21 protein-coding genes are annotated in these 18,849 nt (G+C 54.7%); 11 read left to right on the top strand and 10 right to left on the bottom strand.

Features of this window, described 5'->3' with window-relative positions:
* The first annotated feature begins 94 nt into the window (after window positions 1–94).
* The 7 genes from H6G13_RS09270 to H6G13_RS09240 all read left to right on the top strand — a co-directional run bounded on the left by H6G13_RS09270 (window position 95) and on the right by H6G13_RS09240 (window position 9,415).
* The gene (locus H6G13_RS09270) at window positions 95–466 is read left to right on the top strand and encodes a response regulator (protein ID WP_190482828.1); all 372 of its coding nucleotides are present in this window, start codon (window positions 95–97) and stop codon (window positions 464–466) included.
* Between the two features lie 12 nt (window positions 467–478).
* Window positions 479–1,039, top strand: a complete 561-nt coding sequence (locus H6G13_RS09265; RefSeq protein WP_190482827.1) for a chemotaxis protein CheW — start codon at window positions 479–481, stop codon at window positions 1,037–1,039.
* A gap of 324 nt (window positions 1,040–1,363) precedes the next feature.
* Window positions 1,364–4,120, top strand: a complete 2,757-nt coding sequence (locus H6G13_RS09260; protein ID WP_190482826.1) for a methyl-accepting chemotaxis protein — start codon at window positions 1,364–1,366, stop codon at window positions 4,118–4,120.
* A 152-nt stretch (window positions 4,121–4,272) separates the two neighbouring features.
* Window positions 4,273–7,590, top strand: coding sequence for a hybrid sensor histidine kinase/response regulator (locus H6G13_RS09255; RefSeq protein ID WP_190482825.1), 3,318 nt, complete (start codon window positions 4,273–4,275; stop codon window positions 7,588–7,590).
* Between the two features lie 79 nt (window positions 7,591–7,669).
* Window positions 7,670–7,759 carry a cytochrome b6-f complex subunit PetN gene (gene petN, locus H6G13_RS09250; protein ID WP_190482824.1) on the top strand — a complete coding sequence of 30 codons (90 nt, stop codon included), beginning with the start codon at window positions 7,670–7,672 and terminating at the stop codon, window positions 7,757–7,759.
* A gap of 27 nt (window positions 7,760–7,786) precedes the next feature.
* Window positions 7,787–7,954, top strand: coding sequence for a hypothetical protein (locus tag H6G13_RS09245; protein WP_190482823.1), 168 nt, complete (start codon window positions 7,787–7,789; stop codon window positions 7,952–7,954).
* Window positions 7,955–8,044: 90 nt separating this feature from the next.
* Window positions 8,045–9,415: a 16S rRNA (cytosine(967)-C(5))-methyltransferase gene (locus H6G13_RS09240; protein ID WP_190482822.1), complete on the top strand. Its 1,371-nt coding sequence runs from the start codon at window positions 8,045–8,047 to the stop codon at window positions 9,413–9,415.
* Here the strand turns inward: H6G13_RS09240 and H6G13_RS09235 are convergent.
* From H6G13_RS09235 to H6G13_RS09225, 3 genes are all read right to left on the bottom strand, one after another.
* On the bottom strand, window positions 9,412–9,660 hold the full coding sequence (locus H6G13_RS09235; protein WP_190482821.1) for a hypothetical protein: 249 nt from the start codon (window positions 9,658–9,660) through the stop codon (window positions 9,412–9,414). The two genes, H6G13_RS09240 and H6G13_RS09235, sit on opposite strands and share 4 nt — an antisense overlap.
* Window positions 9,661–9,776: 116 nt before the next feature.
* Window positions 9,777–10,130 (bottom strand): antibiotic biosynthesis monooxygenase, encoded by a 354-nt coding sequence (locus tag H6G13_RS09230; RefSeq protein ID WP_190482820.1) that lies wholly within the window; start codon window positions 10,128–10,130, stop codon window positions 9,777–9,779.
* A gap of 92 nt (window positions 10,131–10,222) precedes the next feature.
* On the bottom strand, window positions 10,223–10,777 hold the full coding sequence (locus tag H6G13_RS09225) for an Hsp20/alpha crystallin family protein (protein WP_190482819.1): 555 nt from the start codon (window positions 10,775–10,777) through the stop codon (window positions 10,223–10,225).
* A 141-nt stretch (window positions 10,778–10,918) separates the two neighbouring features.
* Between H6G13_RS09225 and dinB the strand changes: the two genes are divergently transcribed.
* A complete protein-coding gene (gene dinB, locus H6G13_RS09220) occupies window positions 10,919–11,989 on the top strand; it encodes a DNA polymerase IV (protein WP_190482818.1) in 1,071 nt (356 codons plus the stop codon).
* 79 nt (window positions 11,990–12,068) lie between these two features.
* Here dinB and H6G13_RS09215 read toward each other — a convergent pair whose 3' ends face one another.
* The gene (locus H6G13_RS09215) at window positions 12,069–12,899 is read right to left on the bottom strand and encodes a hypothetical protein (protein WP_190482817.1); all 831 of its coding nucleotides are present in this window, start codon (window positions 12,897–12,899) and stop codon (window positions 12,069–12,071) included.
* A 148-nt stretch (window positions 12,900–13,047) separates the two neighbouring features.
* On the opposite strand from H6G13_RS09215, the gene H6G13_RS09210 reads away from it, so the two are divergent.
* Window positions 13,048–14,922 (top strand): metallophosphoesterase, encoded by a 1,875-nt coding sequence (locus H6G13_RS09210; protein WP_190482816.1) that lies wholly within the window; start codon window positions 13,048–13,050, stop codon window positions 14,920–14,922.
* Between the two features lie 119 nt (window positions 14,923–15,041).
* Here the strand turns inward: H6G13_RS09210 and H6G13_RS09205 are convergent, their stop codons facing one another.
* The 6 genes from H6G13_RS09205 to H6G13_RS09180 form a co-directional block, all read right to left on the bottom strand.
* Window positions 15,042–15,161 (bottom strand): photosystem II reaction center protein J, encoded by a 120-nt coding sequence (locus H6G13_RS09205; RefSeq protein WP_190482815.1) that lies wholly within the window; start codon window positions 15,159–15,161, stop codon window positions 15,042–15,044.
* A gap of 94 nt (window positions 15,162–15,255) precedes the next feature.
* Window positions 15,256–15,375 (bottom strand): photosystem II reaction center protein L, encoded by a 120-nt coding sequence (locus H6G13_RS09200; protein WP_190482814.1) that lies wholly within the window; start codon window positions 15,373–15,375, stop codon window positions 15,256–15,258.
* Between the two features lie 9 nt (window positions 15,376–15,384).
* Window positions 15,385–15,516 (bottom strand): cytochrome b559 subunit beta, encoded by a 132-nt coding sequence (psbF, locus tag H6G13_RS09195; protein WP_190482813.1) that lies wholly within the window; start codon window positions 15,514–15,516, stop codon window positions 15,385–15,387.
* Window positions 15,517–15,545: 29 nt separating this feature from the next.
* Window positions 15,546–15,794: a cytochrome b559 subunit alpha gene (gene psbE, locus H6G13_RS09190; RefSeq protein ID WP_190482812.1), complete on the bottom strand. Its 249-nt coding sequence runs from the start codon at window positions 15,792–15,794 to the stop codon at window positions 15,546–15,548.
* Window positions 15,795–15,883: 89 nt separating this feature from the next.
* Complete coding sequence (locus tag H6G13_RS09185) at window positions 15,884–16,900, bottom strand: photosynthesis system II assembly factor Ycf48 (RefSeq protein ID WP_190482811.1); 1,017 nt, start codon at window positions 16,898–16,900, stop codon at window positions 15,884–15,886.
* 127 nt (window positions 16,901–17,027) lie between these two features.
* Complete coding sequence (locus tag H6G13_RS09180) at window positions 17,028–17,393, bottom strand: rubredoxin (RefSeq protein WP_347277455.1); 366 nt, start codon at window positions 17,391–17,393, stop codon at window positions 17,028–17,030.
* A 359-nt stretch (window positions 17,394–17,752) separates the two neighbouring features.
* On the opposite strand from H6G13_RS09180, the gene ndhC reads away from it, so the two are divergent.
* Complete coding sequence (gene ndhC, locus H6G13_RS09175) at window positions 17,753–18,115, top strand: photosynthetic/respiratory NAD(P)H-quinone oxidoreductase subunit C (RefSeq protein ID WP_190482962.1); 363 nt, start codon at window positions 17,753–17,755, stop codon at window positions 18,113–18,115.
* A gap of 53 nt (window positions 18,116–18,168) precedes the next feature.
* Window positions 18,169–18,849 (top strand): NADH dehydrogenase subunit K, encoded by a 681-nt coding sequence (locus H6G13_RS09170; protein WP_347277454.1) that lies wholly within the window; start codon window positions 18,169–18,171, stop codon window positions 18,847–18,849.

Genomic DNA, 18,849 nt, shown 5'->3' with positions numbered 1-18,849 from the left:
TCAAAGAGGCCTATTTGCAAATACTGCTGCGAGCCATCAGATCTGCTTTGGACTAAATCTACTAAGTTTTTCATATTTACAAAAAAGGTGAGACATGGGAACAGCTCTGATTGTTGAAGACAGCTTGACTGATAAAGAAGTCTTGTCGCTATGCTTAGAAAACTGCGGCATCACTGTATTAACCGCCAAAAGCGCAGAAGAGGCATTTGACCAAATTAAAAGCCACCAGTTTGACGTCATTATTTTAGATGTGGTCTTGCCAGATCGGAGCGGATTCGAGATTTGTCGAGAGCTTAAAGATGCTGAGACAACTCGAAAAGTTCCTGTCATTATGTGCTCTACCAAAGGCACTGAAATGGACAAATTTTGGGGTATGAAGCAGGGAGCAGATGCTTATTTGGCTAAGCCTATTAATCAAGAAGAGCTGACCCAAATCGTTAATAACCTGGTCAAGAAAAAAGAATAGAGGAGCAGTTAAATGATCCTGGAAGAAGTGGCTACGGTACTGTCTGAAGCTTCTCTAGAGGAGCTTGAGGCGTCTTCTTCAGAAGAACAGTTTCTGCAGATTTATCTAGATGGAGATCTGTCTTTTCTGCTGCCAGTGAAAACTCTAGTTGAGATTATAAAAATCTCGATTGACCAGGTAGTGCCTATGTTCCAAATGGCTCCCTGGGTCATGGGCGTCTACAACTGCCGGGGGGAAGTTTTATGGATGATGGATCTCAATCATTTTTTGGGGTTGCCCCCCTGGTACGAGCAGGACAATTCAATGACCAAACACACAGCCGTTGTGATTAAAGCTCCGCGCTCCGCAGAGAAGTGGGCCAAAGATAATCGGCCTACTTTAGGGCTTATTGTCAATCGAGTCGAAGGGATGGTGTCGTCTCCTTCAGAGGCTATTCAACCCCTGCCGACGGGATTTGCTGAACCTGGTCTGATGCCCTTTTTGAGTGGAGTATGGCAGGCAGGCACCGGAGCAAACCACCTGATTCTCGATAGCACTGCAATTTTAAGAGCAGCAGCCCATTTAGAGCCGTGAGCCCATCCTCCTGAATTTGTTGTTCAGCAGTACTCACTAATAACTTGCAGTCGTTGAGTCACCAGCGGCTACTTTTGTTCACCTGTTTAGATGCTATAGGTTCTCGCTATGACCCAAGTGCCTCCCTTTCCTAAATCCTCTCTTACAGATCAAGATGTAAGTTTGACGGGAATACCGCAGTCTTCAAGCCCTGCTTCCATAGCTTCTTATTTGACTGGGCTGAAGGTTAGCTCCCGGCGGGGTCGCAACCTGAGGCAGCAGCTTTTGTTTACAGTATTACCTCTAGCTCTTATTCCTCTAGCTAGCCAAGGCTTGATAACTTATGTGCTGACTCAGAGTCGTACTCGGGCAGAGGTGGCCACAGCCCTTCAAGGTCAAGCGCTATTGGCCAGTGAAACTGTGAGCCAAACTATTGTTGATGAATTTAGAGCCGCCCAGCTCTTTTCAGAGAATCCAGTGATTTTGGAGAAGGTGCGCCAAGGAAGCAGAATAGCGGCGGCAGACAAGCTGGATCAGGCTGCCATAGAGGATCTAGAACGCCAGTTTATTCTTAACAAGCAGATTGAGCCCAATGCTGCGCTCAATAAATATCTTGCTAGGGCCGCTGGCACCCAGAACGTGGCCGAGATTATCGTAGCTGAAGCTAATGGCTTAAACGTTGCCTACAGTAGCTTCCCTTCTGACTTTGTGCAAAAAGATGAGGACTGGTGGAATCAGGCGAAAGAACAAACTATTTGGATGGGCGATCCAAGCTACGATGAGGTGACGTTTAGCGTAGGCTTTAACCTCAGCCGTGCGATTTTAGATCCCAACAACGGCAAGTTCCTGGGGGTGACCAAGCTCTTCGTAACCGCCCTTAAATTTGAGCAACTCAATGACTACCTGGCCAATGCTGGTATCCAAGGATCGCAGCAGGTGCAGCTGCTCGACACCAGCGCTAACTACGTGTTGGTTAATTTTAGTGCACAGGGCGAAGAGATTGCCTTGACTCCCAGATCTCTCACTCTTAACGGTGAAGATGTCGTGAAAGATATCGCTGTGCAGCTGGTAGGGGCTAAAACAGCCCAGGAGCAGCTCAGTAACGAAGATCTTCAGAGACAGTTGCGCTCAGATTTTCCAGTGCGAAATCTGGAGATTTCCTCTACTCGAGTTGGGCGTAATGGTGAAGATGCAGAAGAGACACTCATTGCTGCCTTTGTCTATCAGGGCAAGCGATATGTCCTTTCCACTGTGCCGCAGCTGGACTGGGTAACTGTGGCCTCCATGAATATTTCTGAAATTCGAGCTACCGGACAGGGAAACCTGGTTGTTTTGGGTCTGCTGGCGCTGGCGTTGGGAGGTATGGCGGCGGCTTTGACGGTTGCGCTGTCACAGCGGCTGTCGGCCCCATTGAATGAACTTTCTATCAAAGCTAGGCAGGTGTCTGGGGGAAATCTGGACGTTAAGGCTGAACCTCAGGGCTCGATTGAGACTCGGACGCTGGCTGAAACTTTTAATGACCTGGTCTTTCGGGTAAAGGCCTCACTGCGGGAACAGACCTTAAATGCGCGCCGAGCGACCCTAGCGGCAGAAATTACAGGTTCCAAGGTGTTATCTACAGAGGAGCTGCCGTCCCTCTACAGCCGAGTTGTTGAAGAAGCCCGTGAGATTCTTCAAACTGACCGGATGGTGGTCTATCAGTTTAATTCAGACTGGAGTGGTGCGATTGTAGCCGAGTCGGTAGAGGCTGCTCTACCTAGCGCCTATGAGCAGCAGTTGGGCGATCCCTGTATTCCCCGAGAAACTCTGGAGAAGTACCTGTCGGAGGGCATGCTGGTCGAAAAAGATGTCGTTAATGCTAAGTTTCACCCCGAACACAAGGCGCTTCTGCACAACCTGAAGGTCAAATCTATTCTAGGCGTGCCAGTACTGAGCCAGGGGCGACTCTTTGGCCTGCTGATTACCCACCACTGCAAAGGAATACACGCCTGGCAACCGGCTGAAATCGACTTCCTCAAGCAGATCGGTCTGCAGGTAGGTCTGGTAATCGACCGGGTAAACCTGCTGGAGCAAACCCGATTCTTGGCTGAGGAGCAGCGACAGATTAGGGAAGGGCTGCAGCGCAATGCTTTACAGCTCTTGATGGACGTTGACCCGGTGAGCCAGGGCGACCTGACCGTGCGAGCCAAGGTGACAGAAGATGAAATTGGTACGGTAGCTGACTCTTACAACGCTACTATTAGCAGCCTGCGAAAGATTGTAGGCCAAGTGCAGGAGGCAGCTCGACAGGTGTCGGAGACAACCGATACCAACCAGACCTCGGTGCGATCGCTATCAGATTCTGCGGCACAGCAAGCCGCAGAAATCTTGGCAGCCCTTGAGCGGGTTCAGGACATGGCCAACTCAGTGCGCCTAGTCTCAACCAACGCTGAAAAAGCTGAAATGGCGGTGCAGCAGGCCGCTGAAACGGTAGAGGCCGGGGACGAGGCCATGAACCGTACAGTGCAAGGTTTTATGGCCATCCGAGAGACGGTGGCCGAAACCACCAAAAAGGTGAAGCGCCTGGGCGAGTCTTCCCAAAAAATCTCCAACGTCGTCAACCTGATTAGTGGCTTTGCTGCCCAGACCAACATGCTGGCACTCAACGCCTCTATCGAAGCCTCCCGCGCTGGAGAAGACGGCAAAGGCTTTGCAGTCGTTGCTGAAGAAGTTCGAGAACTGGCCCGGCAGTCGGCGGAAGCCACTACCGAAATTGAAAAGCTGGTGGCCAGCATCCAGTCCGAGACGAATGCAGTGGTAACCGCCATGGAGGCCGGTACGGAGCAGGTAGTGGCCGGTACTCAGCTGGTAGACGAAACCCGCCAAAACCTCAACCAAATCACTGCAGTCAGCCGCCAGATCAGCGAACTGGTGGAATCAATTGCCCAAGCCACTGTCACCCAGTCCCAAGCCTCTGAAAACGTGACGGAGGTGATGAACACGGTGGCTGCGATCGCAACCGACAACTCCACCGCCGCCAACGAAGTCTCTCAATCCTTCGAGCAACTTCGCGCCGTAGCCCAGACCCTGGAGAGTGAAGTGGCTCGATTCAAGGTGAGCTAACCGAAGAGGAAGGCAGAAGGCAGGAAGGGCGGGTCTTCTAAAAAGGCTCAAAGCCCCTCTCCTTATCCTCCAGACCCACCCAACACAAGCCTCCCCACCCTCTCCCACCTTCCTGCGTCCCCCCTCCCAAACCGCTTTCAAACCAAATCCCTATGGCAAGTAACTCTGATATCCGTGACCAGGCCTATCGGTTCTTCGTTGAAGAAGCCCCGGAGTTATTGCAAACCATTGAAACCGGGCTGCTTACTCTGCGCCAAGAGCGGAATACGGCGGAGGTTCACCAGATTATGCGGGCCGCACACTCGCTGAAAGGGGGAGCCGCCAGTGTGGGGTTGGATGCCATCAAGGCCATTGCTCACCGGCTAGAGACCCTCTTCAAAGCCCTTTATAGCGACAGCTTGGTGCTCGACAGCGAGTTGGAGAGCCAGCTGTTGAGGGCGTTTGACTGCCTGCGGCTACCCCTGACTGAGCAGCTAACCCAAGGCTACTTTGATGCTCAACAGGCTCTGGCTACCGCCGATCCAGTTTTGGCGGAATTAGAGACTCGGTTTCAGCAGGCTATTACCGAAACTGAGAACTACATCCCTAGCTCTACCGATTTGGGCATCAACATGGCCCTGTCAATCTTCGACATTGACGTGGGCCAAGGGCTAGACCATCTCAAAGCAATCCTGGACAGTCCCGCTAGCTATGAAGTTGCTGGAGAACTCCGGGCCCAGGCCGAAGTCTTCATTGGATTCGCGGAGCTGCTCAGCCTGCCTGGGTTTGCTCACATTGCCCAAACTGCCCTGCAGGCGCTAGAGCACAACCCTGATCAGGCGCTAGAAATCGCGGCCCTGGCCTGGGAGGACTTTCGCGCCGGTCGGGAGGAAGTTTTGGCGGGCAAGGTAAGCGAGGGAGGCTCGCCATCAGCTGCGCTGATGGCGCTGGCAGATCCTATCCGCACTGGCTTAGAGGCGGTAGACGTGATTGATCTGGTTGCCCTACTGGGCAGCACAGATGCTTCTGTGGGCGATTTATTCTTGCCTGAGGATGTGGAGGTCGCTGCTCAGGAGGTCACTGCCCAGAATGCTCCTGTTGATCCTTTTGTAGATACTTCTAGTGATGAAGCACTAGCGGCTGCTAGTGTGACTCAGCTGTTCCCTAGCTTTGAGCTGGAGGCCCTGGCCCTGGAGTCTGATTCTAAAACAGACGCCGAAAGTACTACCGAACTGCTTTTCCCAGAGTTCGAGGCAGCTGAGATCGAAGAAATCTTCTCTGGGCTGGCGGCAGAGCTGTTGGAGCCGCCAGAGGATTGGCCCCAGCCGGGAGAACCAGACCCCCAGATCACTCCATTGAGCAGTGACAAGGCCGCACCACTGGCAGTGCAGGTAAACACTAGGGGAAACACTAAGGAGGCAACTGAGGGAGCATTGGAGCAGGGCCTTAAACCCGCTGCCCAGGTTGCCCCTGTTCCTATTCGCAGTGAGCCCCAACCCCAGCGCCGAGCCGCCGTTAGCCTCACCGTCCGGGTGGATACGGAGCGGCTGGCCCGGATGGACAATACGCTGGGTGAGCTGACAATCAACCGCAATGGTCTAGCGTTGCAGAACGATCAGCTGCGTCTGGGGCTGCGGGAGTTGATGAGCCGTTTTGATCGCCTGCGATCTACCGTAGAGCAGCTGCAGACCCTATCCGACCAAATGCTGATCGCCCCTGAGCGGCGCAGCACACCAGCCGCAAATGGCCATGCCAGCAAGCCTCCGATGATGGCGGTCGATACTCTGCGCCAGGCCAGTTTCGACTCCCTGGAGATGGACTCCTACACTATTCTCTACACCCAGACTCAGACCCTGCTAGAGGAGATGCTGCAGTTAGAGGAAGGCATAGAAGACCTCTTTTTATTCAACCGCCAGTCTGACCAGATGTTGCGGCAGCACCGCAAAATGCTCTCGCAGATTCAAGATGAGCTGATGTGGGCGCGCATGGTGCCTGTGGGGGAAGTGCTCAACCAGTTTCCCCGAATTTTGCGAGACCTGTCGAACACCTACCATAAGCCTGCCGAACTGGTGCTGCAGGGAACTGACCTGCTGGTAGACCGGGCTGTGCTGGAAAAGCTCTATGACCCGCTGCTGCATCTGCTGAGAAATGGCTTTGACCACGGTTTAGAAGCCCCCGATCTGCGGCGGCAACAGGGCAAGCCTGAAACGGGACGAATTGATATTCAAGCGTCTTATCAGGGCCGCCGGATTGTCATTGAGGTGCGCGACGATGGGCAGGGGCTGGATCTAGAGCGCATTCGTCAGCAGGTCGTGGAGTTGGGCTGGTTGGAGGCGGCAGCAGCAGCGGCTACTCCCCCTAACCAGCTGAGCGAATTTATCTTCCAACCGGGCTTCTCGACCGCCTCGGAGGTCAGCGACCTCTCTGGTCGTGGCGTTGGTCTAGATGTCGTGCGGGAACAGCTAGAGCTGCTGCAGGGAACAGTGGCCCTGCAGTCGACCCCTGGCCAAGGCACTACCTTTACCCTGACGTTGCCGCTAACGCTGAGCATAGTAAACCTGCTTGTGTGCTTTGTTGGCTCAACTCCGGTAGCCTTGCGAAGCGACAACATTACAGAAATTCTCATTCCTCGACCAGAGCAGCTGAGCTGGGAGGGGCAGCAGCAGAAGCTGCGTTGGCAGGAACAGGACATTCCGGCTTACCGTTTGTCTGATTTGCTGTCCTACGCCTGCCCGATTCCGGAGAGGCCGGTTAGCCAAGTGCTGGCAGCGGTGCCCTCGCCTGCTGATTGGGAAGCGCCAATGCTGATTCTCAAGCGCGGTGATCAGGCGTTTGCCCTGCAGGTTGAGCGGCTGGTGACGGAGCAAGAGTCGGTGATTAAACCCTTTGGTTCGGCGTTGACACCGCCCAGCTATGCCTACGGCTGCACTGTCTTGGGAGACGGCAGCCTGATTCCGGTGATTGATGGTCGGGCTTTTCTCGATACGCTGGTTAACCGGGAATTGGCTGAGCGCCCGGCTGCCACGGTCACCGAGGCCCTAGAGACAATAGTGCTGCAGACAGCAGCCCCTCAGGAACAGCCCGTCATCCGCATCAATCAGGCCAACACGGTTCTGGTAGTAGACGATGCGGTGACATCCCGGCGCATTCTTACCCTGTCTTTAGAACGGGCCGGATATCGGGTCTTGCAGGCTAGAGATGGACAGGAAGCGCTAGAGCAGCTGGAGCAAAATCCCTGGGTGCGACTGGTGGTTTGCGACATTGAAATGCCTAACATGAACGGCTTTGAATTTCTCACGCAGCGCCGCCAAAACCCGGTACTGACTGAAATTCCAACAGTGATGCTAACTTCGCGCAGCAATGACAAGCACCGCTGGCTGGCAATGCAGCTAGGGGCAACTGCCTACTTCACTAAACCCTATCTGGAGCAGGAGTTTTTAGGTGCGATCGCAACCCACATCGAAGCCGCAGCTCCAGCCGCAACTTTCTAGCCTACAGCGGCTCCGTATGGGTAAGGCTTTACCGTATGATGGAAAAAAGCTGTTTAACACCTACTGATTGCTGACAGATATGGACATTCTTTCGCTAGGTTGGGTTTCTATGCTGGTGGTCTTCACCTTTTCCCTGTCAATGGTTGTTTGGGGCCGCAACGGCTTCTAATCCTGAGCGCAAGAGATTAGCACAACAATGGAAGCCCCATTAGAGGCACAAGCCTATAGCATTCTGGCGGTTCTGGCACTGGCGCTAATGGTGGTGGTGACCGGAGGCATCGTCTACTTGACGGCTGCCGAGTGGCGAGACCGTCGCCGTCGTAAACGCGACCAGGAGCAACCCCGACGGCGCTCGAAGCGATAAGTAATTTCGATTTGCTCTTTAACTCGGGGGAAACTGCTCAACAGTTATCCCCCGAGTTTTTTGTGTTTTTAGACGATTCTGAGGAGAGGTTTGTTGGTTCTACCCACCCCACCCAAACCATCTGCCCGGCAACTGGCCTATGAGGTATTGCTGGCGGTGCATAAAGGGGCTTACGCAGATGTGGCGCTCCACCGGTCCCTGGCTCAAGTGCCGCTCGGCGATCTAGATCGAGCTTTTGTCACCGAACTGGTCTATGGCAGCGTGCGCCGTCAGCGCACGCTCGATACGCTGATTGACCAGCTCGGCAAAAAGAAGGCTCACCAGCAACCGGCCGAGATCCGGGCGATTCTGCATTTGGGGCTATATCAGCTGCGCTATCTGAGCACCGTGCCGCCCTCAGCAGCAGTCAACACCAGCGTCGACCTGGTCAAGGCGGGCAGCTTGAGTCGTCTGTCTGGCGTCGTCAACGGCATTTTACGACAGTATTTGCGCCTGCAAAAAGGAGAATCCGACACCCCTCAAGATCCCCTCTGGCTGCCTTCCGATCCGGTGGCTGCCGTGGCCGTGCGGCACAGCTATCCTGATTGGATCGTGCGGCTCTGGTATGAGCGGCTGGGCCTAGAAGCTACTGAAGACCTCTGCCGCTGGTTTAACCAGTCGCCCCACATCGATCTGCGGGTGAACCGCTGCCAAATTGCCTTAGAAGATGTAGAAGCCGCTTTCGCCGCTGCCGGAGTTCAAACGGAGCGGCTGAACCCGCTGCCAGATGCGCTGCGCCTAACCAACCCAGCTGGGTCTGTCACGGCGCTGCCTGGCTATGCTGAGGGCTGGTGGAGCGTGCAGGATGCCAGCGCTCAGCTAGTGGCCTATCTGGTCAACCCACAGCCGGGAGAAGTCATTGTCGATGCCTGTGCTGCACCGGGCGGCAAAGCGACCCACTTGGCTGAACTCATGGGCGACCAGGGAACGGTATGGGCTTGCGATCGCACCACCTCCCGCCTTAAAAAAATCAAGACCAACAGTGCCCGCCTCCAGCTCAATAGCCTAAAGACCTACACCGGCGACAGCCGCGACCTACCCAAGTTTCATGGGCAGGCCGACCGAGTGCTGATCGATGCTCCTTGCTCGGGCCTGGGCACCCTGCACCGCCATGCCGATGCTCGCTGGCGGCAAAGTCCCGAAACAGCCCACGAACTGGTGACGCTACAGCGAGCGCTGTTAGAAGAAGCCGCCCGCTGGGCCAAACCCGAAGCCACGATGGTATACGCCACCTGCACCCTCAATCCCGAAGAAAACGAGGGCGTAGTGGAGCAGTTTTTACAGCAGCACCCTGACTGGCACATTCAAGCGCCACCTGCCGATTCACCCGTTGCTCCCTGGGTTACTGAGCAGGGTTGGGTGCAGGTTTGGCCCCATCTGCATAATATGGACGGCTTTTTTATGGTGGCGCTGACTCGTTAGGTCAATGATTCTTCCGCTTCGATTTTTTCGCGCGAATCACCCCAGTAGGCACTGTAGGTCCAGACCTCATTGCTGCCCTTGTCCTCGGTGGCCCAGCGGTAGATAGCCGACTTGGGGTTAACGCCCACCTCAATCAGCTTTGCCCCCATGTAGTACTCCATCTGGCTACGGGTGCGCTGCTTAGTAAACTCCGACTGACTCTTGGGCACCGTTCGGGACATATGGGCCTGGGTATGTTTCGCCATAACTTCTAAACGCTGTACTGACAAATCTGCTTTTAAGATTCTAAAGGGTTGTTTATCAAACAGTCAGAAGTGGCAAACCGCCAGAAAATCAAGCCAGAGTTTAGCGGCCAACTGCTTCAGCTGCCAATTGCCTCAGCCGATTTGATTTCACCCGGCAGGCCAATTTCACTACAGACTTCATAAAACGAAGTGACAGGTGGTGCGGCATAGAGGTGAGCGATTTTAGCCAGCGTTTGGTTATAGATTTCGTTCTTGTGCTCGTCCATGTCCTCGATGCTGTCCCAAAGGATAACGGCAATGCCCTTTTCTGTGCCGGGTTCCTGTAGCAGATAGGCTCCCTTAAAGCCCTTGCGATAAGTAGAAACTGCTTTTTCGTAAAGCTGGCGGGCTTCGCCAAAACAGCCCGGCTTGAATTCGCCCACAGCAACATAGGCGTACTTGTGTTTCAAGAAATCAAAGAACTCGCTCATTTGAAGTTAGTTTTTCGCAACAGTAGATTTTTAGTGTCACTCACAAGGGTGTAACCGTTGCATTTTCTTAGCGAGCCTTTAGATTTCGCTGACTAATCTTGTAAAAGTAAGTCACCTATCCGGTGCAGCTGTCGGCCCAGCCACTGCTTGAACTGTCGCCAGCCTCGGCCTAGCCGGTGGCCTTGGTGCTTCACCTCGTCAATCAGCGTCCAGTCTTCCAGTGCAGTGCCCAGCTTTTGGGTAGGGCTGCGCCAAAACGGCTGCTGCCGAGCTTTAGGCAACGTCACTACTAGGAGTTCTCCTTGGAAAGCAACCTGCATCTGGTCGTCCTGTACCGGAACGGGGAGGGGAATGGTGTGCTGAAACTGCGCGTAGCCAGCGCTGTAGCCGTAGCGGTCTTGATAGCCGCGCTGCTGTTGACCAACGAGCATCAGGCTGTGGGGTGTGGCCTGCACCTGTACATCCCTGAGATCTTGGCCAGGTAGAGTGACGGTAATTAAGAGGCTATCCTCGGTTTCCCGCAGTTCTAGAGAGGGAACGGCCTGGCTGGCAAAGCCATCTAGGGGAGCCAGCGCCGACCAGAGCGCTGCCATGTGTTGATAGTTGGGGCCTAAAGATTCCATGGGTGACCAAGGTGAGCGCAGCATGTCGTCCTCCTTCGCTGTATCAGCACGTAACCGTGCCTAAAATATCCATACTTAAATGGTGGAAGAGGCGGGTGGGATTGGGGGTCTGGAAAGCTCTCTGCCTAAGGGTGTATAACCGTCCTTCTGGAGATAGGCCTTGACATGGCTGAGTTGCGCAAGATTCTCCACATTGATATGGACGCTTTCTTCGCCTCGGTTGAGCAGCGCGACCATTTGGCCTACCGGGGCAAACCGATTGCTGTAGGCGGTCGCCCCGATCAGCGGGGAGCCGTGGCGGCTGCTAGTTACGAGGCCCGCCAATTTGGGGTGCATTCGGCGCTGCCGTCGCGCATTGCCCAGCAGCGCTGCCCAGAGCTAATCTTTGTCAAGCCTCGGTTTGAGGTGTATCGGCAGGTCTCGCAGCAGATTCGAGAGGTCTTTCACCGCTACACGGACTGGGTTGAGCCCCTATCTCTAGATGAAGCCTACTTAGATGTGACAGAGAACAAGCGGGCCATTCCTTCCGCGATGGCGATCGCACGGGCTATCAAGCAGGACATTCTCAAGGAAACTCATCTGACGGCCTCGGCAGGGGTGTCGATCAACAAATTTCTGGCCAAAATGGCCTCTGGTTTGAACAAGCCCGATGGCCTGACCCTAATCGCTCCAGAAGAGTCCGAGGCATTTGTAGAAACTCTGGCGATTGAGAAGTTCCACGGTATTGGTGAAAAAACAGCGGCAAAAATGCGATCGCTCGGCATTTACACAGGCGCTGATCTGAAGCAGTGGCCTGAAGCTGATCTGGTGCGGCGCTTTGGCAAAGCGGGCCAATTCTACTACCGAGTAGCCCGAGGCCAAGATGAGCGCCCGGTCAATCCTAACCGTATCCGTAAGTCGATTGGGGCTGAACAGTCCTTTGCTACCGACCTAAAAACCCTGGACAGCATGACTCAAGCTCTACAGCAAATCGCGGCAGAAGTTAGCGAGCGGTTGATCCAGCAGCGCCGCCAGGGCCACACCCTCACCCTCAAGATCAAATATGCCAGCTACCGCCAGGTCACCCGCAGCCGTACTCTACCAGAGCCGATCAAGCCCACTGAAATTCTGCCCTTGGCCCAAGACCTGCTGCTGGCCCACCTGGAGCGGCAGCAGCCCGTTCGCCTGCTCGGCATTACCCTATCTAACCTTACGCCTGTCGAAGTTGACTATGTGCAGCTGCGGCTAGAGTTCTAGCGGGTTTGTGCGATCGCAAGCTCAATGCCCCAAACATCCGATCTTTGCGCCTCACACCTTTAACGAAAGAGCATCAAACCTAATTCGGCGGCACACAGGTCGCTGCATCGTACTCCACCACGACTGACAGACCATAGGCTACCAGCGCCCCTCTCTGGGGGAAGGGATAGTTAGAAATGGCAGCCTTCGCCTGATCATCTAGAACGTCGTAGCCGGTACTGGCCAAGATCTCGGGTTCTCGGTTGACCGTACCATCGGGATTAACCACTACCCCTAGACCGCCTTCTACCGGGGCTGGGGTCAGGCATGTATTGAGCGGATACTGTATCCTCAGCGGCTCTAGACCCTTGTCCCCCATCTCTAGGGACGAACCGTCGCCCTGAGTAGAAAGGGCGGCGAGGTACCAGTTGGTGAAGTCAGAGGTGCCCGCTGCCTCTTTAGCGAGGTTGTTAGGCGTGTAGGAGGATGAATCACGCAATCGTTCCTCCAACGTGGGGGGTGGAGGTTCGGCGGGCAGTGGTTCTAAATCTGACGGTGGGGGCGGATCGGCAGCGGCCTGCTGCTCAGGCTCAGCTTGAACTGGGGCCGGTGCTTGGGCCTGAGCTGGGGCTGGGGTGGCAGTGGGAGCCGCAGGTTGGGCAGCGGTGGGGGGTGGTTTGGCTTTGGTAGAAGCCTCATTCGAAGGCGGATCTGGGCGGGTTGCCGCTGAGGGCAGCCGCGACACCTGAATGGCGTCAAGGGGTGCCTCAGGGCTGCCAGGCTCTACGACAGCCTCTTCTTCGGTCTCTTCGCCCGGCATCGGCAGCGACAAAACTAGCCCATGGAAGGCCAAGGATGCCAGCAGCAGCGGTGCTCCCAGGAAAAGTTTGATCTTTCGGCGCTTGGGCGATGAAGTCTGGCAGGACGCCATAGTTCCTTCGAGTAATCCGAGTTCAGTACCGGGTCTTTTCAGTGTTACAACATTTTCTTGCTAATGACAGTTGCGCAGACAGTTTCTTAAGCGGCTCTATTGCGGCTAGTCTAGGCTGGAGGTGCTTTAAAGAGGGTTCTCAGGGTTTATGAGACGGCGTGAAGACTTTACTTTACTGATACCCGGCCTTTTGCTGGTGCTAACAACGTTGCTGCTGGTGACGCTTGAGCCACGAGTTTCTTCTTTATTTCAAGGACAGGAGCCGGTCGTAATGAAGACAGGTCTGTTGAGCGATCCCTTCCTACAGTACCCAACTTCGACCTCAACTCGGGTGGTCTGGTTCACAGAATTTGAGGGTCAAGATCACGAGGTGATCTATGGCCAGCCGGGGCAGAGCACGCAGGTTCTGGAGGCTGGGAACGAAGGCGAACGGCGTGCGATCGCAACCACCACCCAACTCAGCCGAACCCGCGAAGATGCTGATTCTAAAGTTACCCAGCCTGAGTTTCAAGACTTAAAGCAGGCCGTTCGCCGTGCCATCTGGCGGCATGAAGCTGTGGTAACCGGGCTATCCCCCGGCGTTCGTGTGCCCTACCACGTGATCAGCCAGCGCGACGATGGCAGCGTGGTCAAAAGCCGCGTCTTTACCCTGGCTGCGGCACCGTCTCCAGGCCAGCCTCTTAAAATCCTGCTGACCTCCGACCACCAGCTTATGCCCATGACTCCAGCTAACCTACAAAAGGTGCAGGAAACCGTAGGTCAGGTCGATGCCGTGTTTCTGGCAGGCGATCTGGTGAACATTCCCGATCGGGCTTCAGAGTGGTTTGACCATGCTCTGGGCAATGCCTTTTTTCCCTCGCTCCAAGGCCGCGCCGACTATTCTCTAGAGCGCAACGGCACGACAACCCGCTACCGGGGGGGAGAGCTGATCCAGCACGCTCCCCTCTTCCCAGCCCTCGGTAACCATGAGGTCATGGGCCGCTACTCCAGTAGCGCCTCGCTCAATGCCCAGTTCGGCAACCCGTTGCCCCGCAGTGCCGCGCTGCAAACCTATGAAGCCAACGTCGATCTATTCAACCCCAGCAACGACCCTGGCCTGCGCCGCCAGTGGATTGTCAATAACTCTTTTAACTCAGACACCTATGAGGAAATTTTTAGCCTGCCCGTGACCTCGGTGCTCAATCCAGAGCGGCCAGAGGAAACGTCTCGCTACTATGCGGTGACCTTTGGTGATGTCCGTCTGGTGTCGCTCTACGTGGCTCAAATTTGGCGCACGCCGGATCTTAGCCCCACAGCCAGAGGCCGCTACCAGGAGCGAGAGCAGGATTTAGGCACGCCCCAAAATTGGGGGTATGGCCATCACATCTTTGAGTCTATTGCCCAAGGCAGCCTGCAGTATCAGTGGCTGCAGCAGGAGCTGGCCAGCGAGGCCTTTCGGCGGGCCCGCTATAAGGTGGTGATGTTTCACCATCCGCCGCATACGCTGGGCGATAACATCGTGCCGCCCTTTGCCGACCCGGTGCCGGTATATGACCGCTGGCCCGACGGCAGTTTGAAGGCGGTTCGCTACGAATACCCCAAGCCCGACGACCAAATCATGCGAGATCTAGTGCCTCTGTTGGAGAATGCTGGGGTAGACCTGGTGTTTTACGGCCACTCCCACCTCTGGAATCGCTTTATTAGCCCCAGCGGTACCCACTACCTAGAAGCTTCTAACGTGGGCAATACCTATGGGGCGTACTGGCAAGACAAGGCGCGTCCGGTGCCTTCAGGGGATGCGGGCTTTACCGCAAGCTACTACACCGCTACGGGCGATCCCAACGGTTTGGAACCCGTCATGCCGACTCTGGTCTCTCCGCCAAACGACACGGAAACTCCGCAGCCGTTTTTGGCTAGCAATGAGGTGACCGTTTTCAGCATTTTTGATACGGGCACTGGGCTGATCAGCAGCTACTACTTTGATACCCGCCAACCCAGTTCGGCAGCCGTCAAATTTGACGAGTTTCCCATTGGTCAGCCTTAAATGCGAAATCGCCAGGAAAGCTTTCTGGCGATTTCGAGGCAATTTTAGAGCAAGAGAGATCGCAATTATTGCGATCTCTCTTACCTAGATGAGGCAATCCAAAATCGGGTCAGCCCAATCTACATAGAAGAACCGACACCGGCGTAGGCCCCGTAGAAGAACAAGCCCACAACCACTAAAACGCCCGTACCTGCAACAGTTGCAACAATCCACAGAGGAATCCGACCACTTTGAAGCATTGCTAACACCTCCTACCGTTTATCTCAAACACAGCTAGAAAATTTGGGTCAGGCTTGTCTGGCAAACTAGACAGACAAATCTGACTAACAGGGTTTAGTTAAAGAAGTAGCTGGAAAATAAGAGTCCTAGAACAAAGACCATCAGCAAGCCCAGAAAGAGGGATGTTCGGTTGAGTTCGACGGGCTGCTTATTAGGGTTGGGTATCCGATCCACGAGTGTCTCCTACCGTTGAATGAACTGCATTGCGGCGATTGCGCCTAGGAAAAATACGGTGGGGACGGCCAGAGTGTGTACGGCCAGCCAGCGTATGGTGAAAATGGGATAGGTAATTTCGCCGGGTGTGTTGGACTGCATAGGGCTTATTTCAAACTCAAGTTGAACTGCTAACGTGATGTGAAATCATCAATCTGCTGCTTCGCATCGAAGCGGTCATTGATGATGGGAATCTGCATTTGGTTGTCGGGATAGTACTCGTTGGGACGGGGCGTGCCAAAGGCATCATAGGCTAGCCCAGTGCTCACAAACAGCCACCCGGCAATAAACAGCATGGGGATCGTGATGCTATGGATAATCCAATAGCGAACACTGGTGATAATGTCCGAAAATGGACGCTCGCCAGTTGTACCTGCCATGTCGACGTCTCCTACTTAGGCAAAGAAAGCTTAATAACAATCATACGGAACGCTGCAGGCCCTTACAAGCAGTTATTTTTCCTGTCGGGTTAAGCAGCGCTGCTAGATTCCTCGTATTTCAGCAAAACTCCCCGCTGACCCAGGATATACCCGTGATTCGCATCGGTAAAGATTATCCGGTTGAGGTTCGAAGGAACATCGCCTACGGCTTGGTCTTTTAACCAGGTCTGGCCCCCATCTGGGCTGAACAGTAGGGTGCCGCCGCCGCCGGTTACCCAAAGCTCTTGAGGGGTGCGGTAAGCGATATCTAGCAGCCCCCAACTGGTGGAAAACTCAGGGGTAATCGCGTCTAAAAAGGCGTCGGAGCCCAGGGTTTCGGAGAAACGGATTTGCCCGCCCCGAGCTACTAGCCAGAGCTTACCTTCGGCGTCAAAGCCCATATTTTGCAGGCGGCGAGAGCTTTTCCGGTTGTGGGGTAGCCACTCTCGCTGACCGGGAGCCCAGGTGGAGTAAAAGTTGCCGCGAGATGAAACAGCAACATAGCGCCCCTCTTTTGAACGGGCCATGTTGCGAACGACGCCGACAGCGCCTTCAACCAAACCTTTCCAGTTGCGTCCCCCGTCTTGAGTGACGTAGATAGCGCCGATGTTGGTTGCCATTTCAGCTGACTTAGGCCCCAGTGCCGTCACCAGAAAAGGAGTGCCGGGCAGCTTGGCGCTGAGGGGCAAGTTCTCCCAGGTGGTGCCGCCATCGGTGGTGTGCAGCAGCAGGCTGGGGTCGCCCACAATCCAGCCTTCGTCCCCAGCAAAATCAACGGAGGTAAAAGTGTAGCTCTGATCGCCCAGCTCTAGCTGTCGCTCTTCCCAAGTTTCGCCGCCATCGCGGGTTTCTAGCAGGCTGCTGCGGTTGCCGACTAGCCAGCCGTGGTTGGGGTCTTTAGTAAAGGCGATATCAGAAAAATTGGTTTCTACTGGAAGCTGAATGACTTTCCAGGGATTTTGCTGCAGGTCGGGGAGGAAGGCGTTAGAGCAGCCGGTCGCCATCAGTGCGATCGCAGCTACGGCCACCACTAACCCTCTTCTAAGCCAGCTCAATACAGGATGCATTGGATTTAAACAACCTAATCTAATAGCAATAACCGATGGAATAAGCGAGTAAAGCGTGTAGGGCTTAGGCTCTAGACGCTTTGAAAACTAGAACGCTTTGGAAACTAGTTGGAATCTCGGTCCTGGCCTACCGCAAGCCATAGAGGCTGAGAAAGAACAGAACTGCCAGCGCCAGACTGCCAAAGATCAAAATGTTCTTCTGACCCGGCGGCATGGCATTAACCCCCAAGCCGTATCCCAAATTTTCCTTAAAGCCCGAAGGCGATCCTGCTGGGCCAATGTTGCTGAACTGAGTTTTTTGAGCGCCGCAGACGGGACATTTCCAGCTGTTAGGAATCTCCTCAAAGGGCACGCCCGCTGGAATTTTCCCTCGGTCATCGCCCTTGACTGGCTCGTAGTCATAGCCACAGGCGCGGCACTCGTAGCGATCCATATCCTTGGGCTCTAGCGGGGTTGCCAGAGCCTCGGCTTCAGAAACCTCAGCGGCAGGCATCTCAGTCGCAGGAGTCTCTGCTGAGGAGGGTAGGGGTGTCTCAGACTCGGCACTCATAGGACTCATTAATGACGACAATTCTGAATCGCTATTTCAGAACAGATAGCACCTTCGGCGCATCCGCTTTAAAATAAGGATGTGTTAACAATTATGACACAAATGGTCTCCTCCCTCTGATCCCAGCCGATCCCAACTGGAGCGTCTGGCTGCGATCGCACTCCAACCGAGCCAGCAGAGCAGGTTTTCATTTGCCAGAGGCTATCTGCTAGAGAGAAGTGGGGATGTAAACTGGAGTGAGCGTGACGAGAGTCGCAGCGCCCGACCGTTTTTTCCCTTGTGTTACCTACGGTGAAAGACTGGTGTTTGTTTTAAGTGGCTACGAGTACTTCCTCGTTTTCTTATTGATTTCTAGCCTGGTGCCCGCAGTGGCGCTGGGGCTATCTCGGCTGTTGCGGCCTGTCAGCCGCGGCCCTGCTCGGCGCACCACCTACGAATCGGGCATGGAGCCGATGGGGGCCGCCTGGATTCAGTTCAACATTCGCTATTACATGTTTGCTCTGGTTTTCGTCATCTTTGACGTAGAAACCGTTTTCCTCTACCCCTGGGCCGTTGCATTCAACCAGCTGGGCCTGTTGGCTTTCCTTGAAGCACTCATCTTTATTGCAATTCTTGTTATCGGCCTTGTCTACGCTTGGCGTAAAGGAGCACTGGAATGGTCATGAATCCTGGCTCAATTTCCCCTAAAAATGCTTTGCTTGCTCCGGATGAGCGGTTGATGAACCCTGCAGCTCCTCCCAGCATCACCCACGATCTCTCAGAGAACGTCATTCTCACCACCGTTGACGATCTCTACAACTGGACCCGGCTTTCTAGCCTGTTCCCCATGCTCTACGGAACAGCCTGCTGCTTTATTGAGTTTGCGGCTCTAATTGGCTCTCGCTTTGACTTTGACCGCTTTGGCCTGCTGCCTCGCTCTAGCCCCCGTCAGGCCGACCTGATTATCACTGCGGGCACTATCAACATGAAGATGGCCCCGGCTCTGGTGCGGCTGTATGAGCAGATGCCCGACCCCAAATACGTCATTGCGATGGGAGCCTGCACCATTACCGGCGGTATGTTTAGCAGCGACTCGCCGACAGCGGTGCGAGGCGTAGACAAGCTAATTCCGGTTGATGTTTACATTCCTGGCTGCCCGCCCCGACCAGAAGCGATCATTGATGCCATCATCAAGCTGCGTAAAAAGATCGCCAACGAGTCTATGCAGGAACGGGCTTACACAATGCAGACCCACCGGTTCTACACCCGCAACCACGGCCTGAATTCTGTCGATCCAATTTTGACCGGCAGCTATCTGCGTTCTGATACTCGTCAGGCTCCGCCCAAGGAACTGATGGAGTCAATGGGCCTGCCGGTAGAGCCTGCGCTCATTGAGACGGTTCAGAAAGAGGAAGTGTAA

Origin of the sequence: Pseudanabaena sp. FACHB-2040, from assembly GCF_014696715.1 — a bacterium.
Lineage (GTDB): Bacteria > Cyanobacteriota > Cyanobacteriia > Phormidesmidales > Phormidesmidaceae > JACVSF01.
The sequence above is the reverse complement of the archived record's forward strand: the minus strand, read 5'-3'. Positions and strand labels throughout refer to the sequence as shown.

Excerpts from the sequence above, each read along its gene's own strand:
- psbE (WP_190482812.1), bottom strand. The coding sequence starts at position 15,794 with ATGGCAGGTACAACTGGCGAGCGTCCATTTTCGGACATTATCACCAGT.
- H6G13_RS09270 (WP_190482828.1), top strand. The coding sequence starts at position 95 with ATGGGAACAGCTCTGATTGTTGAAGACAGCTTGACTGATAAAGAAGTC.
- H6G13_RS09185 (WP_190482811.1), bottom strand. The coding sequence starts at position 16,900 with ATGCATCCTGTATTGAGCTGGCTTAGAAGAGGGTTAGTGGTGGCCGTA.
- psbF (WP_190482813.1), bottom strand. The coding sequence starts at position 15,516 with ATGCAGTCCAACACACCCGGCGAAATTACCTATCCCATTTTCACCATA.
- H6G13_RS09205 (WP_190482815.1), bottom strand. The coding sequence starts at position 15,161 with ATGCTTCAAAGTGGTCGGATTCCTCTGTGGATTGTTGCAACTGTTGCA.
- H6G13_RS09170 (WP_347277454.1), top strand. The coding sequence starts at position 18,169 with ATGAACCCTGCAGCTCCTCCCAGCATCACCCACGATCTCTCAGAGAAC.
- H6G13_RS09230 (WP_190482820.1), bottom strand. The coding sequence starts at position 10,130 with ATGAGCGAGTTCTTTGATTTCTTGAAACACAAGTACGCCTATGTTGCT.
- H6G13_RS09215 (WP_190482817.1), bottom strand. The coding sequence starts at position 12,899 with ATGGCGTCCTGCCAGACTTCATCGCCCAAGCGCCGAAAGATCAAACTT.
- H6G13_RS09210 (WP_190482816.1), top strand. The coding sequence starts at position 13,048 with ATGAGACGGCGTGAAGACTTTACTTTACTGATACCCGGCCTTTTGCTG.
- H6G13_RS09265 (WP_190482827.1), top strand. The coding sequence starts at position 479 with ATGATCCTGGAAGAAGTGGCTACGGTACTGTCTGAAGCTTCTCTAGAG.
- H6G13_RS09245 (WP_190482823.1), top strand. The coding sequence starts at position 7,787 with ATGGAAGCCCCATTAGAGGCACAAGCCTATAGCATTCTGGCGGTTCTG.
- dinB (WP_190482818.1), top strand. The coding sequence starts at position 10,919 with ATGGCTGAGTTGCGCAAGATTCTCCACATTGATATGGACGCTTTCTTC.
- H6G13_RS09180 (WP_347277455.1), bottom strand. The coding sequence starts at position 17,393 with ATGCCTGCCGCTGAGGTTTCTGAAGCCGAGGCTCTGGCAACCCCGCTA.
- H6G13_RS09235 (WP_190482821.1), bottom strand. The coding sequence starts at position 9,660 with ATGGCGAAACATACCCAGGCCCATATGTCCCGAACGGTGCCCAAGAGT.
- H6G13_RS09225 (WP_190482819.1), bottom strand. The coding sequence starts at position 10,777 with ATGCTGCGCTCACCTTGGTCACCCATGGAATCTTTAGGCCCCAACTAT.
- H6G13_RS09255 (WP_190482825.1), top strand. The coding sequence starts at position 4,273 with ATGGCAAGTAACTCTGATATCCGTGACCAGGCCTATCGGTTCTTCGTT.
- petN (WP_190482824.1), top strand. The coding sequence starts at position 7,670 with ATGGACATTCTTTCGCTAGGTTGGGTTTCTATGCTGGTGGTCTTCACC.